18 protein-coding genes are annotated in these 18,006 nt (G+C 73.6%); 15 read left to right on the forward strand and 3 right to left on the reverse strand.

Annotated elements, in window-relative coordinates; genetic code table 11:
* Positions 1 to 7: 7 nt before the first annotated feature.
* Positions 8 to 853 carry a sugar phosphate isomerase/epimerase family protein gene (locus tag CWOE_RS09635; protein ID WP_012933411.1) on the reverse strand — a complete coding sequence of 282 codons (846 nt, stop codon included), beginning with the start codon at positions 851 to 853 and terminating at the stop codon, positions 8 to 10.
* Between the two features lie 97 nt (positions 854 to 950).
* Here CWOE_RS09635 and CWOE_RS09640 point away from each other — a divergent pair, with 97 nt between their 5' ends.
* Positions 951 to 1,895 (forward strand): SMP-30/gluconolactonase/LRE family protein, encoded by a 945-nt coding sequence (locus CWOE_RS09640; protein ID WP_012933412.1) that lies wholly within the window; start codon positions 951 to 953, stop codon positions 1,893 to 1,895.
* Positions 1,896 to 1,899: 4 nt separating this feature from the next.
* Complete coding sequence (locus CWOE_RS09645) at positions 1,900 to 3,030, forward strand: mandelate racemase/muconate lactonizing enzyme family protein (protein ID WP_012933413.1); 1,131 nt, start codon at positions 1,900 to 1,902, stop codon at positions 3,028 to 3,030.
* Here the strand turns inward: CWOE_RS09645 and CWOE_RS09650 are convergent.
* The gene (locus CWOE_RS09650; RefSeq protein WP_012933414.1) at positions 3,027 to 4,217 is read right to left on the reverse strand and encodes a hypothetical protein; all 1,191 of its coding nucleotides are present in this window, start codon (positions 4,215 to 4,217) and stop codon (positions 3,027 to 3,029) included. The two genes, CWOE_RS09645 and CWOE_RS09650, sit on opposite strands and share 4 nt — an antisense overlap.
* A gap of 189 nt (positions 4,218 to 4,406) precedes the next feature.
* Here CWOE_RS09650 and CWOE_RS09655 point away from each other — a divergent pair, with 189 nt between their 5' ends.
* Genes CWOE_RS09655 through CWOE_RS09665 form a run of 3 tightly spaced genes read left to right on the forward strand, consistent with a single transcriptional unit; the run spans position 4,407 to position 7,950 of the window.
* Positions 4,407 to 6,542 carry a beta-L-arabinofuranosidase domain-containing protein gene (locus CWOE_RS09655; protein WP_012933415.1) on the forward strand — a complete coding sequence of 712 codons (2,136 nt, stop codon included), beginning with the start codon at positions 4,407 to 4,409 and terminating at the stop codon, positions 6,540 to 6,542.
* Positions 6,543 to 6,571: 29 nt separating this feature from the next.
* Positions 6,572 to 7,339: an SDR family NAD(P)-dependent oxidoreductase gene (locus CWOE_RS09660; protein WP_012933416.1), complete on the forward strand. Its 768-nt coding sequence runs from the start codon at positions 6,572 to 6,574 to the stop codon at positions 7,337 to 7,339.
* The gene (locus tag CWOE_RS09665; RefSeq protein ID WP_012933417.1) at positions 7,339 to 7,950 is read left to right on the forward strand and encodes an SDR family oxidoreductase; all 612 of its coding nucleotides are present in this window, start codon (positions 7,339 to 7,341) and stop codon (positions 7,948 to 7,950) included. Before CWOE_RS09660 ends, CWOE_RS09665 begins: the two co-directional genes overlap by 1 nt.
* Before the next feature lie 49 nt (positions 7,951 to 7,999).
* Here the strand turns inward: CWOE_RS09665 and CWOE_RS09670 are convergent, their stop codons facing one another.
* Complete coding sequence (locus tag CWOE_RS09670) at positions 8,000 to 8,953, reverse strand: zinc-dependent alcohol dehydrogenase (RefSeq protein ID WP_012933418.1); 954 nt, start codon at positions 8,951 to 8,953, stop codon at positions 8,000 to 8,002.
* 124 nt (positions 8,954 to 9,077) lie between these two features.
* Here CWOE_RS09670 and CWOE_RS09675 point away from each other — a divergent pair, with 124 nt between their 5' ends.
* The 10 genes from CWOE_RS09675 to CWOE_RS09720 all read left to right on the forward strand — a co-directional run bounded on the left by CWOE_RS09675 (position 9,078) and on the right by CWOE_RS09720 (position 17,932).
* On the forward strand, positions 9,078 to 9,824 hold the full coding sequence (locus tag CWOE_RS09675) for an SDR family NAD(P)-dependent oxidoreductase (RefSeq protein WP_012933419.1): 747 nt from the start codon (positions 9,078 to 9,080) through the stop codon (positions 9,822 to 9,824).
* Between the two features lie 87 nt (positions 9,825 to 9,911).
* The gene (locus CWOE_RS09680; RefSeq protein WP_012933420.1) at positions 9,912 to 10,913 is read left to right on the forward strand and encodes a thiamine pyrophosphate-dependent dehydrogenase E1 component subunit alpha; all 1,002 of its coding nucleotides are present in this window, start codon (positions 9,912 to 9,914) and stop codon (positions 10,911 to 10,913) included.
* Positions 10,910 to 11,887 (forward strand): alpha-ketoacid dehydrogenase subunit beta, encoded by a 978-nt coding sequence (locus CWOE_RS09685; protein ID WP_012933421.1) that lies wholly within the window; start codon positions 10,910 to 10,912, stop codon positions 11,885 to 11,887. Before CWOE_RS09680 ends, CWOE_RS09685 begins: the two co-directional genes overlap by 4 nt.
* On the forward strand, positions 11,884 to 13,029 hold the full coding sequence (locus CWOE_RS09690; RefSeq protein ID WP_012933422.1) for a dihydrolipoamide acetyltransferase family protein: 1,146 nt from the start codon (positions 11,884 to 11,886) through the stop codon (positions 13,027 to 13,029). The genes CWOE_RS09685 and CWOE_RS09690 overlap by 4 nt, the downstream gene beginning before the upstream one ends.
* Positions 13,026 to 13,538: a VOC family protein gene (locus CWOE_RS30530; RefSeq protein WP_049793221.1), complete on the forward strand. Its 513-nt coding sequence runs from the start codon at positions 13,026 to 13,028 to the stop codon at positions 13,536 to 13,538. Before CWOE_RS09690 ends, CWOE_RS30530 begins: the two co-directional genes overlap by 4 nt.
* Positions 13,535 to 14,272 carry an SDR family NAD(P)-dependent oxidoreductase gene (locus CWOE_RS09700; RefSeq protein WP_012933424.1) on the forward strand — a complete coding sequence of 246 codons (738 nt, stop codon included), beginning with the start codon at positions 13,535 to 13,537 and terminating at the stop codon, positions 14,270 to 14,272. Before CWOE_RS30530 ends, CWOE_RS09700 begins: the two co-directional genes overlap by 4 nt.
* A 14-nt stretch (positions 14,273 to 14,286) precedes the next feature.
* Positions 14,287 to 15,348 (forward strand): LLM class flavin-dependent oxidoreductase, encoded by a 1,062-nt coding sequence (locus CWOE_RS09705; protein ID WP_012933425.1) that lies wholly within the window; start codon positions 14,287 to 14,289, stop codon positions 15,346 to 15,348.
* Positions 15,345 to 16,133 (forward strand): SDR family NAD(P)-dependent oxidoreductase, encoded by a 789-nt coding sequence (locus tag CWOE_RS09710; RefSeq protein ID WP_012933426.1) that lies wholly within the window; start codon positions 15,345 to 15,347, stop codon positions 16,131 to 16,133. Before CWOE_RS09705 ends, CWOE_RS09710 begins: the two co-directional genes overlap by 4 nt.
* A 23-nt stretch (positions 16,134 to 16,156) precedes the next feature.
* Positions 16,157 to 17,122, forward strand: coding sequence for a Gfo/Idh/MocA family protein (locus CWOE_RS09715; protein ID WP_012933427.1), 966 nt, complete (start codon positions 16,157 to 16,159; stop codon positions 17,120 to 17,122).
* A 24-nt stretch (positions 17,123 to 17,146) separates the two neighbouring features.
* The gene (locus tag CWOE_RS09720) at positions 17,147 to 17,932 is read left to right on the forward strand and encodes an IclR family transcriptional regulator (protein WP_012933428.1); all 786 of its coding nucleotides are present in this window, start codon (positions 17,147 to 17,149) and stop codon (positions 17,930 to 17,932) included.
* Positions 17,933 to 18,006: the final 74 nt, after the last annotated feature.

Consider the following 18,006-nt stretch of genomic DNA (forward strand, 5'->3'; position numbering starts at 1 on the left):
CGTGCCGTCAGCCCATCTGCGCGCGCAGCAGGTCGCGCAGCACGATCGTCTCCGAGACGGTGTCGCACTCGTTCATGTGCTGCCAGTCGGCCCACAGGTACTCGATCGCGATCGAGCCCTCGTAGCCGCCGGCGCACAGCCGCCGCGCGACGTCGCCGTAGTCGACCGTGCTGTGCTGCAGCCCGCACTGGAGGCGGTCGGGGCGGGTGCCGCGCACGTGCACGTGGCGGGCGTGGCCGAGCAGCCGGTGGACGCGCTCGGGCTCGACGCCCTGCGCGACGAAGTGCGAGTAGTCGAGCGTCAGCTCGACGCCTGAGGCGAGCGCGAGCAGATCGAGCGCGGCCTCGGGCGTCGCGCAGACCGATCCGACGTGGGCCTCGATCGAGAACCGCAGTTCGACGGCGGCGGCACGCTGGGCGCGCCAGGTGAGCTCCTCCGCGGCACGGTGCAGCGAGTCCCGATGCGACTCGTCCGGCCAGTGCAGGCCGGGCAGCGTGGTGATGCCGGGCGCCCCGATCCGGGCGGCGAAGTCGGCCATCTCGCCGAACAGCGCGCGCGACTCGGCGCGGACGTCCGGGTCCGGGCTGTTGGGGGCGAGCGTCTCGAAGTCGGTCCACGGGATCAGGAAGACGTCCGCCGGCCGCAGACCGGCCGCGCTGAGGCACCTGCGCACCGTCATCGCCCAGCCGGCGACGTCGGTGCGCACGTCCTCCGGCCGGACGTGCGCGTCACCGCCGCCGGACGCGGCGACGTCCATGCCCTGCAGGTCGAGCATCGCGATCAGCCGGGCGGCCTGTTCGAGCGAGAGCAGGCGGAAGGTGTGGTCTCCACAGGAGAGGGGGATCGTGGTCATCGCCTCACCCAACGCGGCCGCGCCGGCGTTGTCATGCCGCGCGTCACCACCTGACGACCGTCTTGAGCGCCGCCCGCGCAGCGGCGACGCTGGGACGATGGACTCGCTTGACAGCACGACGCCGGCGAACGCGCCCCGGGAGCGCGACGTCCGCGTCCTGGCCGACGGGATGGCCTTCCCCGAGAACCCCCGCTGGCACGACGGCCGGCTCTACCTCTGCGACCACCTGCTCGGCCGCGTCCACGTGCTGGAGGACGACGGGCTTCGGCTCCTCGCGGAGGTGCCGGGACAGCCGTCGGGCATGGGCTGGACGCCCGCCGGCGAGCACCTGGTCGTGTCGATGAACGACCGCCGGCTGCTCCGGCTGGCCGGCGGCGAGCTGCACGCGTGGGCGCAGCTCGGCGAGCTGGTTCCCGGCCCGCTGAACGACATGGTCGTCGGCCCGGGCGGGCGCGCGTACGTCGGCAACTTCGGCTCCGACCTGGTCGGCGGCGAGCCGTTCGCGCCGACCGTGCTCGTGCGCGTCGACCCCGACGGGACGGCGGTCGTCGCGGCCGAGGACCTCTCGTTCCCGAACGGCACGGTGATCACCCCCGACGGCCGCACGCTGATCGTCGCCGAGACGTACGCGCTGCGGCTGACGGCCTTCGACGTCGACTCCGACGGCGGTCTCTCCAACCGCCGCGCGTGGGCGACGTTCGGCGATCCGATCCCGCTCCCGGAGCGGCCCGAGCGCGTCTACGAGCACGTGCTGTCGGCAGGTGCGACCGTGCCCGACGGCATCGCGCTCGACGCCGAGGGAGCCGTGTGGGTGGCCGACCCGGTCGGCGACGCTGTCCTGCGCGTCGCCGAGGGCGGCGCGATCCTCGACCGCGTCCCGACGGGCGAGCTGGGCTCGTACGCCGTCGCCCTGGGCGGAGCGAACCGGCGCACGCTCTACGTCTGCGCGAACGCGCGGCTGGGGACGCTGAAGCCCGGCGAGGACCGGCTCGGCCGCCTGCTGGCGTGCGCCGTCGAGGTGCCCGGCGCCGGGTGGGCGTAGAGCGATGACCGACCTCTCCGCCGCAGGCGACCTGCGCATCGTCGGCATCGACGCCGCGCGCGTCACGTTCCCGCTCCGGCACCCGGTGCGATTCGGCCCGGCGCTCTACACCGAGCGCGAGTACGTCCTCCTGCGCCTGCGCACCGACGCAGGCGTCGTCGGCGACGCCCGCGCGATGACCCGCGGCACCCCGCTGCTGGAGGCGCTGCGCCCGGTCGCCGAGCGGCTCGTCGGCGCGGACCCGCTCTCCGCCAGAACGCTCGTACGCGACCTGCGCCGCTCGAACGTCCCCGGCCAGGCCGCGCTGTCGCGCGCCCACAGCATCGCCGACCTCGCGCTGTGGGACCTCGTCGCGCGGGCCGTGGACGCGCCGCTGCATCGCCTGCTGGGCGGCGCCGGGCGCGAGCGGGTCGAGGCGCTCGCCGTCTCCGGATACCTGATCGACGTGCGGGGCGAGGACGCGATCGTCGACGAGCTCGTCCAGCTGAAGGCGCAGGGCTTCCGCCACCTCAAGCTGATGCTGGGCGCGCGCGAGCCGGCGTGGATGCACCGGTTCCTCAGCCGCTGCCGCGAGACCGTCGGCAGCGACGTGCTGCTCTCGCTCGACTTCCACTTCTCGCTGGCGAGCCTCGACGAGGCGCTCGCGGTCTGCCGGCCGCTGGAGGAGCTCGAGCTCGCGTTCATCGAGGATCCCTTCCCGCCGCTGCACTGGCGCGACCTGCGGGCGCTCGCCGGGCAGCTCGAGACGCCGTTGGCCGCCGGCGAGGACGTCACCGACCCGGTCATGTTCGCGGACCTGCTGGAGGGGGCGGACCTGCTGCGCGTCGACCCCTCGACCTGCGGGGGCGTCGAGGACGCGGTGGCGGGCATCCGGATGGCGGCGGCCGCCGGCAAGCCCGCGCTGCCGCACGGCGCGGTGCTCGTCGGCACGCAGCTCGCGGCGGCCTTCGACGCGGTCGAGCTGATGGAGGTTGCCGCGCCCGTGGACACCGGCGACCGCATCGACGAGCTCTACGAGGGGCCCGCGCCGCAGCTGCACGGCGCCTGGTTGACCGTCGACCAGACGCCGGGCGTCGACGTGCGGCTGGAATGGGACCGCGTCGAGGCGGCCGCCGTCAGCGGCTGGTCGGTCTAGCGTCTTCTGCGGCCACGCACCCGGTCGTAGTGGTCGGCGAGGTCGCGGAACGCCTGCTTGGGCTCCCACGGCACGCCCCGATACGTCTCGCCCCAGCTGCCTTCCGGCAGCACCCGCGCGATGCCGAGGGAGGCGATGTCGAACTCCCCACGGAAGTGGTAGGAGGCGAGCGTGTAGACGAACGCGCTGTCGACACCCTCTCTGTCGAGCAGTTCGAGCAGCCCGATCAGGTACTCCGACTGCTCGGCCTCGTCGCGGACGGGATCGCCTCTGATGCCGGCGGGCCGTCCGGTCGCGTGGTCCCAGACGACGATGGCGTCGCTGGCGTGGCCGGCTCTGGCCGCGGCGCCGTCGTAGGCGGGACAGCCCGTCTCCATGATCACGACCGGCTTCCCGTGCGACTGGAGGGACGCGATCGCGGCGGTCGCGCCGGCGTACTCGCCGTCGACCAGGTTCGGGTAGAAGTCGTGGCCGACATAGTCGAACGGCGTCCAGTCGATCCGCTCGAAGGCGAGCGACGCGTAGCTGATCGGCCCGCGGAAGCGTGCGCGCACGAGCGCCACCGCCTGCGCGAAGAACGCGTTCATCTTGCCCGGCAGCTCGGCGATCAGCTGGGGCAGCTGAGGGTTGGTCGGCGTCAGGACCGCGACCCGCTCCTGCCACGTCTCGCCGGGGAGGAAGCCCTTCTGGAACAGGCTCAACTCCGCGCCCAGCACGAGCACGACGCTGTTGCCCCGGCGCCGCAGCCGCTCGCAGCGGTCCGCCGCGTCCGCGAGGAAGTCGAGCATCTGCTCCGCCGTGAGGTCGGTCGTGAACGGGCCGTACCAGACCTCGAGCCCGGCGTCCGCGGCGTGCCTGGCGGCGATCTCGAGGCGGTCCTGGATGCCGCCCCAGACGCGCACGGCGCTGCAGTTGAGCTCGTGCCGGATCAGCTGCATCTCGCGCTTGACGATCTGCGGGTCGAACGGATCGTGGGTCGTGTTGGGGCCGTTGACGAAGCCCGTGTCGTATGCGATGCCGCGGCCCCGCAGGCCGGACGTCCGGCACCGGCCCGGTCTGGGGTGCGGCTCAGGCCCGCGGCCGGCGGCGGCCGACCCGGGGAGTGCGCCCGCGAGCGCCGCGCCGCCCGCGGCGGCGAGCGTTCCCGTGAGCACGGTCCTGCGATCGAAGCGACGATCTTCACCCATGATGGGGTTCCTCTCCTCGTGGCGCGCGTCTCTCGTGAGACGACGCGCGCAGTCTCGCGGCGGCGCGGAGGCAGTCAACGGGAGCGTCAGGAGGTGACACTTCCCGTGTCGCGCATCACGACCTGACGACGCTGTTGAGCGGTGCGACCGGGCGGCGCAGACTCGCAGCGTCCCCCACCGGAGGTTGGCGTGCGCGACTCGGCGACGAGCGCTTCCAGCGGTCGCAAGATCCTGACGGCGATGAACTACCAGGGCGTCGAGCTCGGCGACTGCCGGCAGCGCCGGCAGCTGGAGGAGGCGTGCGCGACGTTCGCGGGCGTCTCGAACGACGCGCTGCTGTATCCGTTCCGCATCCGCAAGGGGTCGTGGGCGCCCGGCATCCCGCTGCGGGGCTGGTACGGCGAAGGGCTCTTCAACAACCTCGGGCAGTTCTTCACGCTCTACGCGCGCCTCTACGCGGCGACCGGCGAGCACCGCTTCGCCGAGAAGGCGCTCGCGCTGCTGGACGGCTGGGAGGAGACGATCGAGGAGGACGGCGGCTTCCTCAGCTCGCACTTCGCCGGGACCGTCGAGTACTCCTACGACAAGCTCGTCTGCGGGCTGCTCGACCTCCACGAGTACGTCGGGAGCGAGCGCGCGTTGCCGGTGCTGGAGCGCGTCAGCCGCTGGATGCAGCGCCATGGCGGCAGCTCGAAGCCGTACGCGTGGAGCGGGATGGGACCGCTCGAGTGGTACACGCTGCCGGAGTACCTGCTGCGCGCCTACGCGGTGACGTCGGATCCGCTCTATCGCGAGCTGGCGAACGCCTATCGCTACGACGAGTTCTACGACGCGCTGCTCGAGCGCGACGTCGGCGCGCTGATGCGGCGCGCCGACGAGGCGCGCAACTTCTACCAGGCGCACAGCCACGCGAACACGCTCAACAGCGCCGCGGCGGTCTACGAGACGACAGGCGATCCGAGATACCTCGACGTCCTCACGGCCGGCTACGAGCTGCTGCGGGAGAGCCAGACGTTCGCGACCGGGATGTTCGGTCCGCTGGAGGCGTTCATGAAGCCGCGTCAGCGCGTCGAGGTGCTGCACTCGGAGGAGGGTCACGCGGAGGTCGCGTGCCCGTCGTGGGCGATGATGCGCCTCGTCCGCCATCTGATCGAGCTGACCGGCGAGGCGCAGTTCGGCGACTGGATGGAGCTGAACGTCTACAACGGCATTGGGTCGGCGCCGCCGACGCGCGCCGACGGCCGTGCGACGCAGTACTTCGCCGACTACGGGCTCGACCGCGCGACGAAGACCTGGGGCGTCGAGTGGTCGTGCTGCTCGACGACGAGCGGCATCAACATGGCCGAGTACGTCAACCAGATCTACTACGCCGGGCCCGACGCGCTCCACGTCTGCCTCTACCTCCCGTCGTCGGTCACGTGCGAGATCGACGGCGCGACGCTGTGGCTCACGCAGCGGACGGCCTATCCCGTCGACGAGCGTGTCGCCTTCGACGTGCGCGTCGAGCGGCCGCTGCGCGGGACGATCGCCTTCCGCGTTCCTGCCTGGACGGCCGGCGAGCCGCGACTGACGCTCGACGGCGAGCCGGTCGAGCACGTCGTGCGCGACGGCTGGGCGACCGTCGAGCGCACGTGGGAGGACGGCGACGCGATCGAGCTGACGCTGCCGATGGAGCTCGCCGTGCTGCCGGTCGAGCCCGCCACCGACGCCGGTCCGGTGGCGCTGCGCTACGGCCCCGTCGTGCTCGTCGCCCCGCAGGACGAGCGGTCGCGACGGCTCTCGCTCGGCGATGTCGCCGCGGTCGCGAGCAGCCTGCGACGGACCGACGCGGCGCGCCTGGCGTTCGAGGGCCGCGCGGCGGACGGGAGCGTCGTCGCGCTCGTCCCCTACTACGAGCTGGAGCCGGGCGCCCCCTACGCGATGCACTTCGACGACGACGGCGACCGCCGCTCGCACGCGCAGCTCGCCTACGAGCCGGCGGACGCCTGGGAGCAGGTCGACCGCGAGCAGTACCTGCTGAGGAGACGGCGCAGGTACGCGGTCTCCGCCGTGCCGGGCGCGTCGTTCTCGGCCGCCTTCGAGGGGACCGGCGTCCTCTGGTGCGGGTACCGCTCCGTGCACGCCGGCTGGGCCGACGTCTTCCTCGACGGCGAGCTCGTCGAGCGCGTGACGCAGCTGGGGCACTCCGACCTCCAGCCCTCGCTCTGGTGCCGGACCGGGCTCGCGCCCGGGCCGCACGTGCTGCGGGTGGTCGTCGCGGGCGAGCGGCCGCCGGGCGCGCGCGGGGACGAGGTCAACGTCGGGCATCTGCGGGTGCTGTCGTGAACGGACGAGCAGAACGAGAGGGGACAGGCATGCGGCTTGCCGGCAAGGTCGCGCTCGTGACGGGCGCCGCGCGACGGCGCGGGATCGGGCGCGGGATCGTCGAGGCGCTCGCGGCCGAGGGGGCGGTCGTCGCGGTCAACGACGTCGCCGCCGAGGAGGAGGCGGCGGAGCTGATCGCCCGGCTCGCCGCGGAGGGCGCGACCGCACGCTTCTATCCCGCCGACGTGACCGACCGCGGTGCCGTCGAGCGGATGCTGGACGCGATCGAGCGCGACCTCGGCCCGCTGCACGCGGTCTGCTCCAACGCCGGCATCACGCGCTGGGCGCCGTTGGAGGAGATCGTCGACGACGACTTCGACGCGATCGTCGCGGTCAACCTCACCGGCGGGTTCAACGTCGGCCAGGCCGCGGCGCGGCGGATGGTCGCGAGCGGCACGCGCGGGCGGATCGTCTTCACGTCCTCGGTGCACGTGCAGATGCCGTTCAGGGGCGGCGCGATCTACGGCGCGACCAAGCAGGGGCTGCGAGCGCTCGCCGAGACGCTCGCGCTCGAGCTGGCTCCGCGCGGCATCACCGTCAACCACCTCGGGCCCGGCTGGGTCAAGAGCGACCTCGGCGCCGGACCCGCGCTCGACCCGGAGGTCGAGCGCGCTGTGCTCGCGCAGATCCCCGCGGGCCGCGAGGCGCAGCCGATCGAGATGGGCAGGGCGGTCGCGTACCTGTGCTCCGACGACGCCGCCTACGTCACCGGCGAGTTCCTCCGCGTCGACGGCGGCTACGTCGTGGGGAAGTACTGATGCGCTACCGACTGATCTCCCTGCACCCGGCACTCGCGCAGGCCTGCGACGCGCGCCTGTCGTCCGCCGGTCACGAGCCGGCCGGCGGGCTCGGCGACGCCGACGCGCTCGTCGTCGGGATCGGCGCGCCCGACCTCGGCAGCGCGCTGCTCGACGTCGATGAGCGCGCGTGGGAGGAGACGATCGGCCGTGCCCGCACGGCGTTCGCCGCCGTCCGCGACCTCGCCCGCGCGCTGATCGAGCGCGAGGCCTCCGGCCGCGTCGTGGTCGTCGTCGACCCGCCGGTGCTGCGGGCCGCCGAGCGGACCGGCCTGACGGCCGTCGCGGGCGCGTTCCTGTCGACGATCGCGGAGGTCGCGGCGGTCGACCTCGGGCCGCGCGGGATCGCCGTCAACGTCGTGGTCGCCGGATGGATGGCGCCGGCGCCGCCGGCGCTCGCGGGCGGCGTGCCGCTCGGGCGTCTCGCCGACCCCGACGAGGTCGCCTCCGCGTGCGCGTTCCTGGTCTCTCCCGACCAGGCCGCCTACGTGAACGGCGCGACGCTCGCGGTCGACGGCGGCTGGTTCGTCACGAAGGCCGAGGGCGGCAACCCGCTGACGAGCGGCGCCTGACGAGCCGATCGATGGGGCGGTCCCCCGCACGGCGGACCGCCCGACGGCCTCAAGCCGTCCAGTCGAGCACGACCTTGCCCGAGTCCTTGGAGACGAACGCGCGGTACGCCGCCGAGATCTCCTCCGCACCGAAGTCGTGCGTGATCAGCCGCTCGGCCGGCAGGCCCTGCTCGTACAGCCGCACGATCTCCGGATAGTCCTCGTCGGCGTAGTACCAGGCGCCGGTGTACGTGACCTCGCGCGCGACGAACGTCGCCGTCGGCGAGACCTCGACGCTTCTGCAGATGCCGGACTGCAGGACCGTGCCGCCGGGCTCGACGAGCGCGAGCGCCTGCTGGATGCACGCCGGGATGCCGGTGCACTCGATCGCCAGCGCGGGGGCCGCGCCGGTCGCCTCGCCCGGCTCCAGCGCCGTCGTGGCGCCGAGTCTGAGCGCCAGCTCGCGCCGGTACGCCGACGGTTCGACCACGACCACCTCGGCGCCGGCATGGGCGCGGACGAGCACGTGGCCGAGACCGACCGGGCCGGCGCCGAGCACGAGCACGCGCTCGCCGGCATGCGAGGGCGCGCGGCGCAGCGCCCGCACCGGCACGCCGAGCGCGTCCCCGGAGATCAGCACCGCGTCGCGCGCCGGCGTCCCCTCCGGCACCCGTCGCAGCGCCGACGCCGGGACCGCGACACGATCGGCGTGCATCGCGGTGTGCATGCGGCGGTCGACGGTGCAGTAGAGCTGGACGCCGCTGCGGCACCACGAGCAGCTCCCGCACCCGGTCACGGCGCTGATGCCGACCCGCTCGCCGACGGCGAAGCCGCTTCCGGCGGGCGCCTGCTCCACCACGCCCGCGGCCTCGTGGCCCGGGTTCTCGCCGGGTCTCGCATGCAGCTCGCTGCCGCAGATCGCGCTCGCCTCGATGCGCACGAGTGCCTCGCCGGGGCCCGGCTCCGGCGTCGGCGTCTCGACCAGCGTCACGTCGTCGGGTGCGTTGAAGGACAGTGCCCGCATCTCAGCCATCTCCCATGTCGAAAAGGGCAGCGACGGTAGACCGTCCGGGTGGCGCTTCAAAGGCGCGCGTCACCACCTGACGACCGTCTTGCCGGCGGCCGGCGCCGCGACGAGACTCGCCGCCATGGACACTGGACTCGATGGGAAGGTCGCGCTCGTCACCGGCGGCGCGAGCGGGATCGGGCTGGCCGCCGCGCGCGCGCTGGCCGCCGAGGGCTGCCGCGTCATGCTCGCCGACCTCGATCCGCGGACGGCGGCGGCGGAGCTGGAGCGTGCGCACCCCGGCGCGGTCGGCGAGGTCGTCGTCGACGTCTCGGCGCCCGCACAGGCTCGCCGCGCGGTGAGCGCCGCCGTCGAGCGCTTCGGCCGCCTGGACGTGCTCGTCACGAGCGCCGGCGTCTACGAGACGCAGGGCGTCGACGGGCTCAGCGACGAGGAGTGGGACCGCACGCTGGCGGTCAACCTGTCCGGCACGTACCACTGCGCGCACGCCGCGATCGACGCGATGGCCGTGAACGGCTGGGGCCGGATCGTCACGCTCGCCTCCTCGGCGGCGCAGACGGGCGGCGGTGCGGGCGGACCGGCCTACGTCGCGTCGAAGGCGGCGGTGATGGGGCTGACGCGCTCGCTCGCCAAGCACGCCGGTCCGAAGGGGGTCACGGTCAACTCCGTCGTTCCCGGGCTGATCGAGACGCCGATGACGGATCGCCTCCGCCCCGAGCACCGCGAGATCGCCGCGACCCTCACGCTGGTCGGGCGCAACGGCACGCCCGCGGACGTCGCGGCGGTGATCGTGATGCTCGCGTCAGAGGGGCTCGGCTTCGTCACCGGCTCGCACGTCAACGTCAACGGCGGGCTGGTGATGGACTGAGGGACGGCCGTCCGGAAACGCGGCAATCGCCGAATGGTGAGCCTCGCGTGGACACGCCATCTCGCCGCTGGGACGCTCGGTCGACGCATGAAGACCACCAGGCAATCACCTCAACCTCCTGCTGCCGGGGCCGCGCTCGCGACGGATCGGCTGCTCGCGATGCTGCGCACGATGCACGAGATCCGTCTGTTCGAGGACGAGACGCATCGCCTCTTCGCGAAGGGGCTCGTACGCGGCTCCACCCACCTCTGCCAGGGCCAGGAGGCGGTCGCCGTCGGCGCCTGCTCCGCGCTCGACAAGGCGGGGGACACGATGCTGTGCACCTACCGCGGCCATGGCGCCGTGCTGGCGAAGGGTGCTCCGCTGGACCGCGCCTTCGCCGAGATCCTCGGCAAGGCGGACGGGCTGTGCGCGGGCAAGGGCGGCTCGATGCACCTGACCGACGTGAGCGTCGGCGCGCTCGGCTCGTTCGCGATCGTCGGCGCGCACCTGCCGATCGCCGTCGGCGCGGCGTTCGCGGCGGCGTATCGCGGAACCGACGCGGTGACGGCGTGCTTCTTCGGCGACGGCTCGACGAACATCGGCGCCTTCCACGAGGCGCTCAACCTCGCCGCCGTCTGGCGGCTCCCGGTCCTCTTCGTGCTGGAGAACAACCTCTACGGCGAGTACTCGCCGCTCGCGCGCACGACCCCGATCGAGCGGCTCGCCGATCGCGCCGCCGCCTACGGCATGCCGGGCGAGCAGGTCGACGGCAACGACGTCGCCGCCGTGCATGCCTGCGTCGGCTCAGCGGTCGCCCGCGCCCGCGCGGGCGATGGGCCGACCCTGATCGAGGCGCTGACGTACCGGCACAAGGGCCACTCGCGCTCGGACCCGGCGACGTACCGGCCCGAGGGCGAGCTGGAGGAGTGGCTGCAGCGCGATCCGCTGCTGCTCGCCGAGCGGGCGCTGCTGGGGCGCGGCGTCGAGCAGCCCGCGCTCGACGCGCTGCGCGAGCAGGCGACGCGCGACGTCGAGGACGCGCTCGCGCGCGCTCTCAGCTGGGCCGATCCCGCGCCGGAGTCGCGGTTGGAGGGCATCTACGCATGAGCGAGACCGTGACCTACCGGGAAGCGACCGTTCGCGCACTGGGCGACGCGCTCGCCGAGGACGACACCGTCTTCCTGCTGGGAGAGGACGTCGCGGCCGCCGGCGGCGTGTTCAAGCTGACCGAGGGCCTGCACGAGCGCTTCGGCGACAGACGCGTGCTCGACACGCCGATCTCCGAGCAGGCGATCGTCGGCGCGGCGGTCGGCGCGGCGGCGCAGGGCCTGCGCCCGGTGGCCGAGATCATGTTCGCCGACTTCGCGGCCGTCTGCTTCGACCAGATCGTCAACCAGCTCGCGAAGTTCCGCTACATGACGGGCGGCCAGGTGACGATGCCCGTCACCATCCGCCTGATCAACGGCGCCGGCGGCGGCTTCGGCGCGCAGCACTCGCAGGCCGTCGAGAACTGGTTCCTCAACGTGGCGGGCCTGAAGCTCGTCACGCCGTCGACCCCCGCGGACGCGTATGCGCTCCTGCGGGCGGCGATCGCCGACCCGGATCCGGTGCTCGTCTTCGAGCACAAGTCGCTCTTCAACGTGAGAGGCGAGCTGGACGAAGCGACGGCGGTCGGGATCGGCGATGCGGACGTCGTCTCCGAGGGCTCCGACGTGACCGTCGTGGCGACGCAGCTGATGCGCCACCGTGCCGAGCAGGCGGCGGTCGAGCTGGCCGCCGACGGCGTCGGCGTCGAGCTGATCGACCTGCGCTCGCTCGCGCCGATGGACGTGCCGACGGTCGCTGCCAGCGTCGCGAAGACGAACCGTCTCGTCGTCGTGCAGGAGGCGGCGCCGAGCGGGAGCTGGGGCGCCTCGCTGATCTCCCAGCTGATGCGCGACGACTTCGAGAGCCTCGACGCCGCGCCGACGCTCGTGGCGTGCGACGACGTGCCGATCGCCTACGCCGGTCCGCTCGAAGACGCCCACCTGCCGAGCGCAACGCGGATCGCGGACGCGGTCCGCGCGACCCTCGCGCGATGACGATGGCGCGGATCGAGATGCCCCGTCTGTCGGACTCGATGGAGGAGGGCACCGTCGTGAGCTGGCTCGTCGCCGACGGCGAGCAGGTGACGGGCGGCCAGGAGTTCGTGGAGATCGAGACCGACAAGGCGCAGATGCCCTTCGAGGCTGAGCAGGACGGCGTGCTGCGTCAGCTCGTGCCCGCGGGGACGACGCTCCCGGTCGGCGCTCCGCTCGCCACGATCGGCGAGGGCGGCGCGCCCGAGGAGCCGGTCGCGTCGGCGGCGTCCTCGGACGACGGGCGACCGGCGGCCTCGCCGGTCGCGCGCCGCATCGCGCGGGAGCTGGGGGTGGAGCTGGCGGCGGTCACCGGCTCCGGGCCGGGCGGCCGGATCGTCAAGGAGGACGTCGTACGCGCAGCCGCAGCAGGCGCGCCGGCGGCGGCGCACCCCGCCGCGCCGAGCGACGCGCCGGCGGCGGTGGCAGCAGCGGCGCCGGACGCCGCGGTCGTCGGCGCGAAGGGCGCCGTCACGCGCACGCCGCTGAGCCGGGTGCAGCAGACGGTCGCGCGGCGCATGGCGGAGTCGCGGGCGACGGTCCCGGACTTCAGCGTGTCGGTCGACGTCGACATGGAGCAGGCGCTGGCGCTGCGCGGCGCGCTCGCCGAGCGCGACGTCAGGTTCACCGTCAACGACCTGCTGATCCGCGCGACCGCGGTCGCGCTCACGCGCCACCCGCGCGTCAACGGCTCCTACCGCGACGGGCAGATCGAGACCTACGCGCGCGTCAACGTCGGCGTCGCGGTCGCCGCGGACGACGCGCTCGTCGTGCCGACGGTGTTCGACGCCGACCGCAGGACGCTGACCGAGATCGCCGCCGAGGTACGGCGGCTCGCCGGCGCGGTTCGCGACGGGACGATCACGCCGCCGGAGCTGGCGGGCGGGACGTTCACGATCTCCAACCTCGGCATGTACGGGGTGGCCGAGTTCGCGGGCATCGTCAACCAGCCGCAGGCGGCGATCCTGTGCGCGGGCGCGATCGCGGCGCGCACGATGCGCCTGACGCTCGTCAGCGACCACCGCATCCTCTACGGCGCGGACGCCGCCTCCTTCCTGGCGGAGCTGAGAGGACTGCTCGAGACGCCCGCGACGGCGCTGGCGTGAGGGAGGGCACGATGCTGCTCGACACGCTCCACTTCTCGTTCACCGTCAGCTCGATCGAGCGCTCGATCGCCTGGTATCGCGACGTGCTCGGCCTCGACCTGGTGCACCGCCAGCGTCAGGAGAACGCGTACACACCGCTCCTCGTCGGCATTCCCGGGGCGGTGCTGGAGATCGCGCAGTTCCGCGTCCCCGGCGTCTCGCCCGGCCGCTCGACGCACATGCTCGAGCTGGTCGAGTACGTCGCGCCGCGGGGGGAGGTCGAGCGCGGGCCGGCGACGAACGAGGTCGGCGCGGCGCACCTCGCGTTCCTCGTCGACGACGTGCGGGAGCGCTATGAGCGGATGACCGCCGCGGGCGTCGCGTTCCGCAACCCGCCGGTCGAGATCACCGAGGGGGCGAACCGCGGCGGGATGGCCGCCTACCTGCACGATCCCGACGGCATCACGCTCGAGCTGCTGCAGCCCTCGCCCGCGCGGCTCGCGGCGATGCGAGCCGGAGCGGTGAGATGAGCGCCCCAGCGGTCACCGTCGTGGTCGGCGGCGCGAGCGGGATCGGCCTCGCGACCGCCGGGCTGCTCGCCCGCGCAGGCCGGCGGTTGGCGATCCTGGACCGCAGCGAGCGGCTCGCGCAGGTCGCGGCGCAGCTGCGCGAGGCCGGCGCGGTCGAGTGCGCGACGCACGCCGTCGACGTGACGGACGCCGAGGCGGTCACGGGCGTCGCCGATGCGATCGGCGCGCGGCACGCCGTCGCCGGGCTGGTCAACTCGGCCGGCGTGCTGCAGCTCGGCTCGATCGCCGAGGTCACGCCGGCGGACTGGGACCGCGTCCTCGACGTCAACCTCAGAGGCGTCTTCAACACCTGCCGTGCGTTCCTGCCGCAGCTGGAGCGCGCGCGGGGGGCGATCGTCAACGTCTCGTCGGTCTCGGGGCGCACGCGCTCGATCTACAGCGCACCCAACTACGTCGCCTCGAAGGCCGGCGTGATCGGCCTCACGATGGTGCTTGCGGCGCAGCACGCGCAGGCAGGCGTCCGCGTCAACTGCGTGGCGCCGGGGATCGTCGAGACGCCGATGCTGGCGGACTACTCCGAGGCTGCGCGCGAGCGGATGCTCGCGGCGATCCCGCTCGGGCGCTACGCCGACGCGGCCGAGGTCGGCGAGGTGATCGCGTTCCTGCTGTCGCAGCGGGCGAGCTACGTGACGGGCCAGACGATCAACGTCAACGGCGGGCAGTTCATGCAATGAGAGGAGCGGCGCAGATGAGACTGGGCCTCGCGGTGCCGATCTTCGCCAACCCGGGCGTGCCCGACTTCCGCACGCCCAACGCCGAGCGGTTGGAGTGGAGCGAGGTGCGCGCCGCGGCGGTGGAGGCGGAGCGGCTCGGCTACGACTCGCTGTGGGTCGCCGACCACATGTTCCTCGGCCGCGACGGCGCGATCTACGAGGGCTGGACGACGCTGAGCGTGCTGGCCGGGATGACGAGCACGATCCGCCTCGGCACGATCCACCTCGGCAACGAGCTCCGCCATGCCCCGCTGATGGCGAAGATGGCGGCGACGCTCGACGTGCAGTCCGGCGGCCGGCTGGAGCTGTTCGTCGATCCGGGCTGGCGCGCGCGAGAGCTGACCGCCTACGGCTACGAGTGGGAGCCGGACCGCGCGGTGCGCGCCGCGCGCGTCGGCGAGGCGATCGAGCTCGCGCGCCTGCTGTGGAGCGGCGAGCCGGCCAGCTACGAGGGCGCGCACTACCGGCTCGACGGCGCGATCTGCGCGCCGGTGCCGGAGCAGCGCCCGCACCCACCGATCTGGATCGGCGAGGCGTTCGACGAGGCGACGCTCGACCTGATCGTCGCGCACGCCGACGTGTGGAACTCGATGCCGGCTGGGCTCGACGTCCTGCGGGAGAAGATCGCGAAGGTCGACGCCGCCTGCACGGCGCGGGGGCGCGATCCGCGGACGCTGCGCAAGACGCTCGAGACGCAGGTCCTGATCTACGACGACCGCGACGACGCCGAGCGGCTGTTCGAGCGCTTCGCCGAGCTGCGGCGCGCGCACCCGAGCGGCGAGGCGATGCGGGACGTCGTCGCGTTCGTCGCGCAGACGAACGCCGAGCTGGGCCGCGGCGAGCTGACGTTCGACGACCTGCGGGAGGAGTTCGTGATCGGCACGCCGGACGAGGTGCGCGCGAAGCTCGACGCCTACCGCGCGCTGGGGATCGACGAGGTCATCTGCTGGTTCATGGACTTCCCCGCGCGGACCTCGATGCGGCGGCTGATCCACGAGGTCGCCCCGGCGCTGGCGGGTGCTGAGGTGACGGGATGACGGCGGAGGGCGGCAAGCTCGCGGTCGTGACGGGCGCCGGCTCCGGCGTCGGCGCGGCGTGCGTGCGCAGCCTCGTGCGGCAGGGCACGCGCGTGATCGCGGTCGACCTCGCCTGGAGCGAGGGCGAGCCGGCAGGCGAGGTCGTGCGGCTCACGGCCGACGTGACCTCCGAGTCGACCTGGCGTCGTGTGATCGAGGTCGCGGCGGAGCACGGCGGCGGTCCCGACCAGCTCCTGCTGTGCGCCGGGCGGCTGGAGGTCGGCAGCGTGCTCGCGCTCGAACCCGAGGCGCTGCGGGCGGTCTTCGAGGTCAACGTGTTCGCCGCCGCGACGGCGTTGAAGGCATGCCTGCCGGCGATGGTCGAGCGTGGCGGCGGCGCCGTCGTCGCGGTCGCGAGCACCGATGCGCTGTTCGCAGAGCAGGGGCTCGCCGCGTACTGCGCGAGCAAGGGCGCGCTGCTGCAGCTGATCCGCTGCGTGGCGGTCGATCACGGCCGCCAGGGGATCCGCGCCAACTGCGTCTGCCCGGGGGCGATCGACACGCCCTTCTTCCGCCGCCACGTCGACGCCGCCGCCGACCCGCAGGCGTTCCTGGCGGAGAAGACCGAGCGCCACCCGTCCGGGCGGCTGCTGGCGCCCGAGGACGTCGCGGAGGTCGCGACCTTCCTGCTGGAGGAGCGTGCGATCGGCGTCAACGGGGCCGCGCTCCTGATCGACGGCGGCCTGACGGCGACGTTCGACTACCAGGCCACCGCGGTGGCAGCCGGCGGGAGCGAGCTGCCGTGAACGCGACGAGAGGAGATCACCACGTGGAGGACGCGAAGACCTGGACGGTCGGGATCGTCGGCTGCGGCCACGCCGGAGCGCACCATGCGCCGGCGTTCGCCGCGCAGCCCGGCTTCGAGCTGGCCGGCTGCGCGAGCCGGCGGCAGGAGACGGCGCGCGCGTTCGGCGCGCGCCACGGCGCGGACGCCTACGCGTCGCCGGAGGCGCTGCTCGACGACGACGACGTCGACGTGGTGGTGCTGACGACGCCGGAGTGGGTACGGCTCGAGCTGCTGGAGGACGCGCTGCGCCGCGGGCGGCACCTGTTCGTCGAGAAGCCGCTGTACGCGGCCAACGGCGCCAAGGACGTGCGCGAGCAGGACCACCTCGACGCGCGCCGCGCGCTGACGGCGTGGGACCGCGAGCGGACGACGTTCGGCGTCAACTTCAACTACCGCACGATGCCGCACCTGCGGCAGTTGAAGGCCGACGTCGAGGCGGGGCGGCTGGGGGAGGTCAAGGTCGTGCGCGCGTGGGCCCACTTCGCCTGCTGGCCGCACGTGATCGACCAGCTGCGCTGGCTCCTCGGCGAGGTGGAGAGCGTCGCGGCGCTGTCGCTCGGCGGACAGCTCGACCGGGTCGCGACGCTGCGCTTCGCGGACGGTCCGATCGGCACGCTGTGCGGGACGAGCGGGCGGTTCGAGCGGGCGTCGCTGCTGCGGATCGAGCTGGACGGGACTGCGGCACGCGCAACGGTCGAGGGGGTGCACGGCAGCTACCGCCGCGACGACGAGGGCGGGGGAGACAGCGTCGTGTGGACCAACCCCGACGTCGCAGGCCAGGTGTACGCGACCTCCTACACGGACTCGATCGCCGCCTACTGCGCCGCGCTGCGGGCAGGCGAGCCGCCGCCGGTCAGCGGTGACGACGGGCTCGCCGAGCTGGCGATCGAGGCGGCGATCGACCGCTCGGCGCGGACCGGCGCGCCGCAACGGGTCGTGGTGGACTGAGCGACGGATGACCGCGCCGAGCCGATGAGCGCCGCGCCGATCGACCGCTCGGCGAGCGAGCCGCAGGACGCGCGTCCGCGCGTCCAGTCCGCCGCACGCGCCGTCGCGATCCTGCTGGCGGTCGCACGCAGCGACGCCGGCCTCACGCCGCGCGAGATCAGCGAGCGCGTTGCGATCAGCCGCCAGACGGCCTACCACCTGCTGCACACGCTCACCGGCTGCGGCGTGCTCGCGCGCGACGACGGCAACCGCTACGTGCTCGGCCTCCACGTCGGGACGCTGGCGGAGGGCTTCCGCCGGCAGCTCGCGCCGACCGAGCGCCTCGGCGCACTCGTTCGCAAGGTCGTGATCGCGACCGGGGAGACCGCCTACGCGGCCGGGTGGTGGGCGGGTGCGCCGACGACGCTGCATGTGGCGCACGGGCGCAGCACCGTGCAGGCCGCCGCGGTCCCGCAAGGCTACGGCGACGACGCGCACGCGCGCGCGTCGGGCAAGCTGCTGCTCGCGCACGCCGATCCGGCGCTGCGCGCGGAGTACCTCCAGTCGCACGCACTGCGACGCCTGACGCCATGGACGATCGTGGGGCCGCGGCAGCTCGACGCGGAGCTGGAGCGCATCCGCGCGCAGGGCTACGCCGTCGACCGTCAGGAGTTCGCCGAGGGCCTCAGCTGCCTTGCGATCCCGCTGGACGACGGACGCCTTCCGTTCGCGCTCGGCATCTCGGCGCCGACCGAACGCTTCGACCGCGCGTGGGGCGACTACCTCGACTCGATGCGCCAGGTCACCGCGGAGGCACTCCCGCAGCGCTGATCTCACAGTCTGAGACACGGCTGGCAACCACGTCGCCGAACGACTTCCATTGGACGCAGACCGTCCGCCGCAAA

The sequence above is a fragment of the Conexibacter woesei DSM 14684 genome, from assembly GCF_000025265.1.
Taxonomy (GTDB): Bacteria; Actinomycetota; Thermoleophilia; order Solirubrobacterales; family Solirubrobacteraceae; genus Conexibacter; species Conexibacter woesei.

What these genes read in the sequence shown, in the direction of transcription:
- CWOE_RS09690 (WP_012933422.1), top strand. Translation starts at nt 11,884, where the DNA reads ATGACGATGGCGCGGATCGAGATGCCCCGTCTGTCGGACTCGATGGAG.
- CWOE_RS09640 (WP_012933412.1), top strand. Translation starts at nt 951, where the DNA reads ATGGACTCGCTTGACAGCACGACGCCGGCGAACGCGCCCCGGGAGCGC.
- CWOE_RS09710 (WP_012933426.1), top strand. Translation starts at nt 15,345, where the DNA reads ATGACGGCGGAGGGCGGCAAGCTCGCGGTCGTGACGGGCGCCGGCTCC.
- CWOE_RS09705 (WP_012933425.1), top strand. Translation starts at nt 14,287, where the DNA reads ATGAGACTGGGCCTCGCGGTGCCGATCTTCGCCAACCCGGGCGTGCCC.
- CWOE_RS09660 (WP_012933416.1), top strand. Translation starts at nt 6,572, where the DNA reads ATGCGGCTTGCCGGCAAGGTCGCGCTCGTGACGGGCGCCGCGCGACGG.
- CWOE_RS09645 (WP_012933413.1), top strand. Translation starts at nt 1,900, where the DNA reads ATGACCGACCTCTCCGCCGCAGGCGACCTGCGCATCGTCGGCATCGAC.
- CWOE_RS09665 (WP_012933417.1), top strand. Translation starts at nt 7,339, where the DNA reads ATGCGCTACCGACTGATCTCCCTGCACCCGGCACTCGCGCAGGCCTGC.
- CWOE_RS09685 (WP_012933421.1), top strand. Translation starts at nt 10,910, where the DNA reads ATGAGCGAGACCGTGACCTACCGGGAAGCGACCGTTCGCGCACTGGGC.
- CWOE_RS09680 (WP_012933420.1), top strand. Translation starts at nt 9,912, where the DNA reads ATGAAGACCACCAGGCAATCACCTCAACCTCCTGCTGCCGGGGCCGCG.
- CWOE_RS09675 (WP_012933419.1), top strand. Translation starts at nt 9,078, where the DNA reads ATGGACACTGGACTCGATGGGAAGGTCGCGCTCGTCACCGGCGGCGCG.
- CWOE_RS09650 (WP_012933414.1), bottom strand. Translation starts at nt 4,217, where the DNA reads ATGGGTGAAGATCGTCGCTTCGATCGCAGGACCGTGCTCACGGGAACG.
- CWOE_RS09720 (WP_012933428.1), top strand. Translation starts at nt 17,147, where the DNA reads ATGAGCGCCGCGCCGATCGACCGCTCGGCGAGCGAGCCGCAGGACGCG.
- CWOE_RS09670 (WP_012933418.1), bottom strand. Translation starts at nt 8,953, where the DNA reads ATGCGGGCACTGTCCTTCAACGCACCCGACGACGTGACGCTGGTCGAG.
- CWOE_RS09700 (WP_012933424.1), top strand. Translation starts at nt 13,535, where the DNA reads ATGAGCGCCCCAGCGGTCACCGTCGTGGTCGGCGGCGCGAGCGGGATC.
- CWOE_RS09635 (WP_012933411.1), bottom strand. Translation starts at nt 853, where the DNA reads ATGACCACGATCCCCCTCTCCTGTGGAGACCACACCTTCCGCCTGCTC.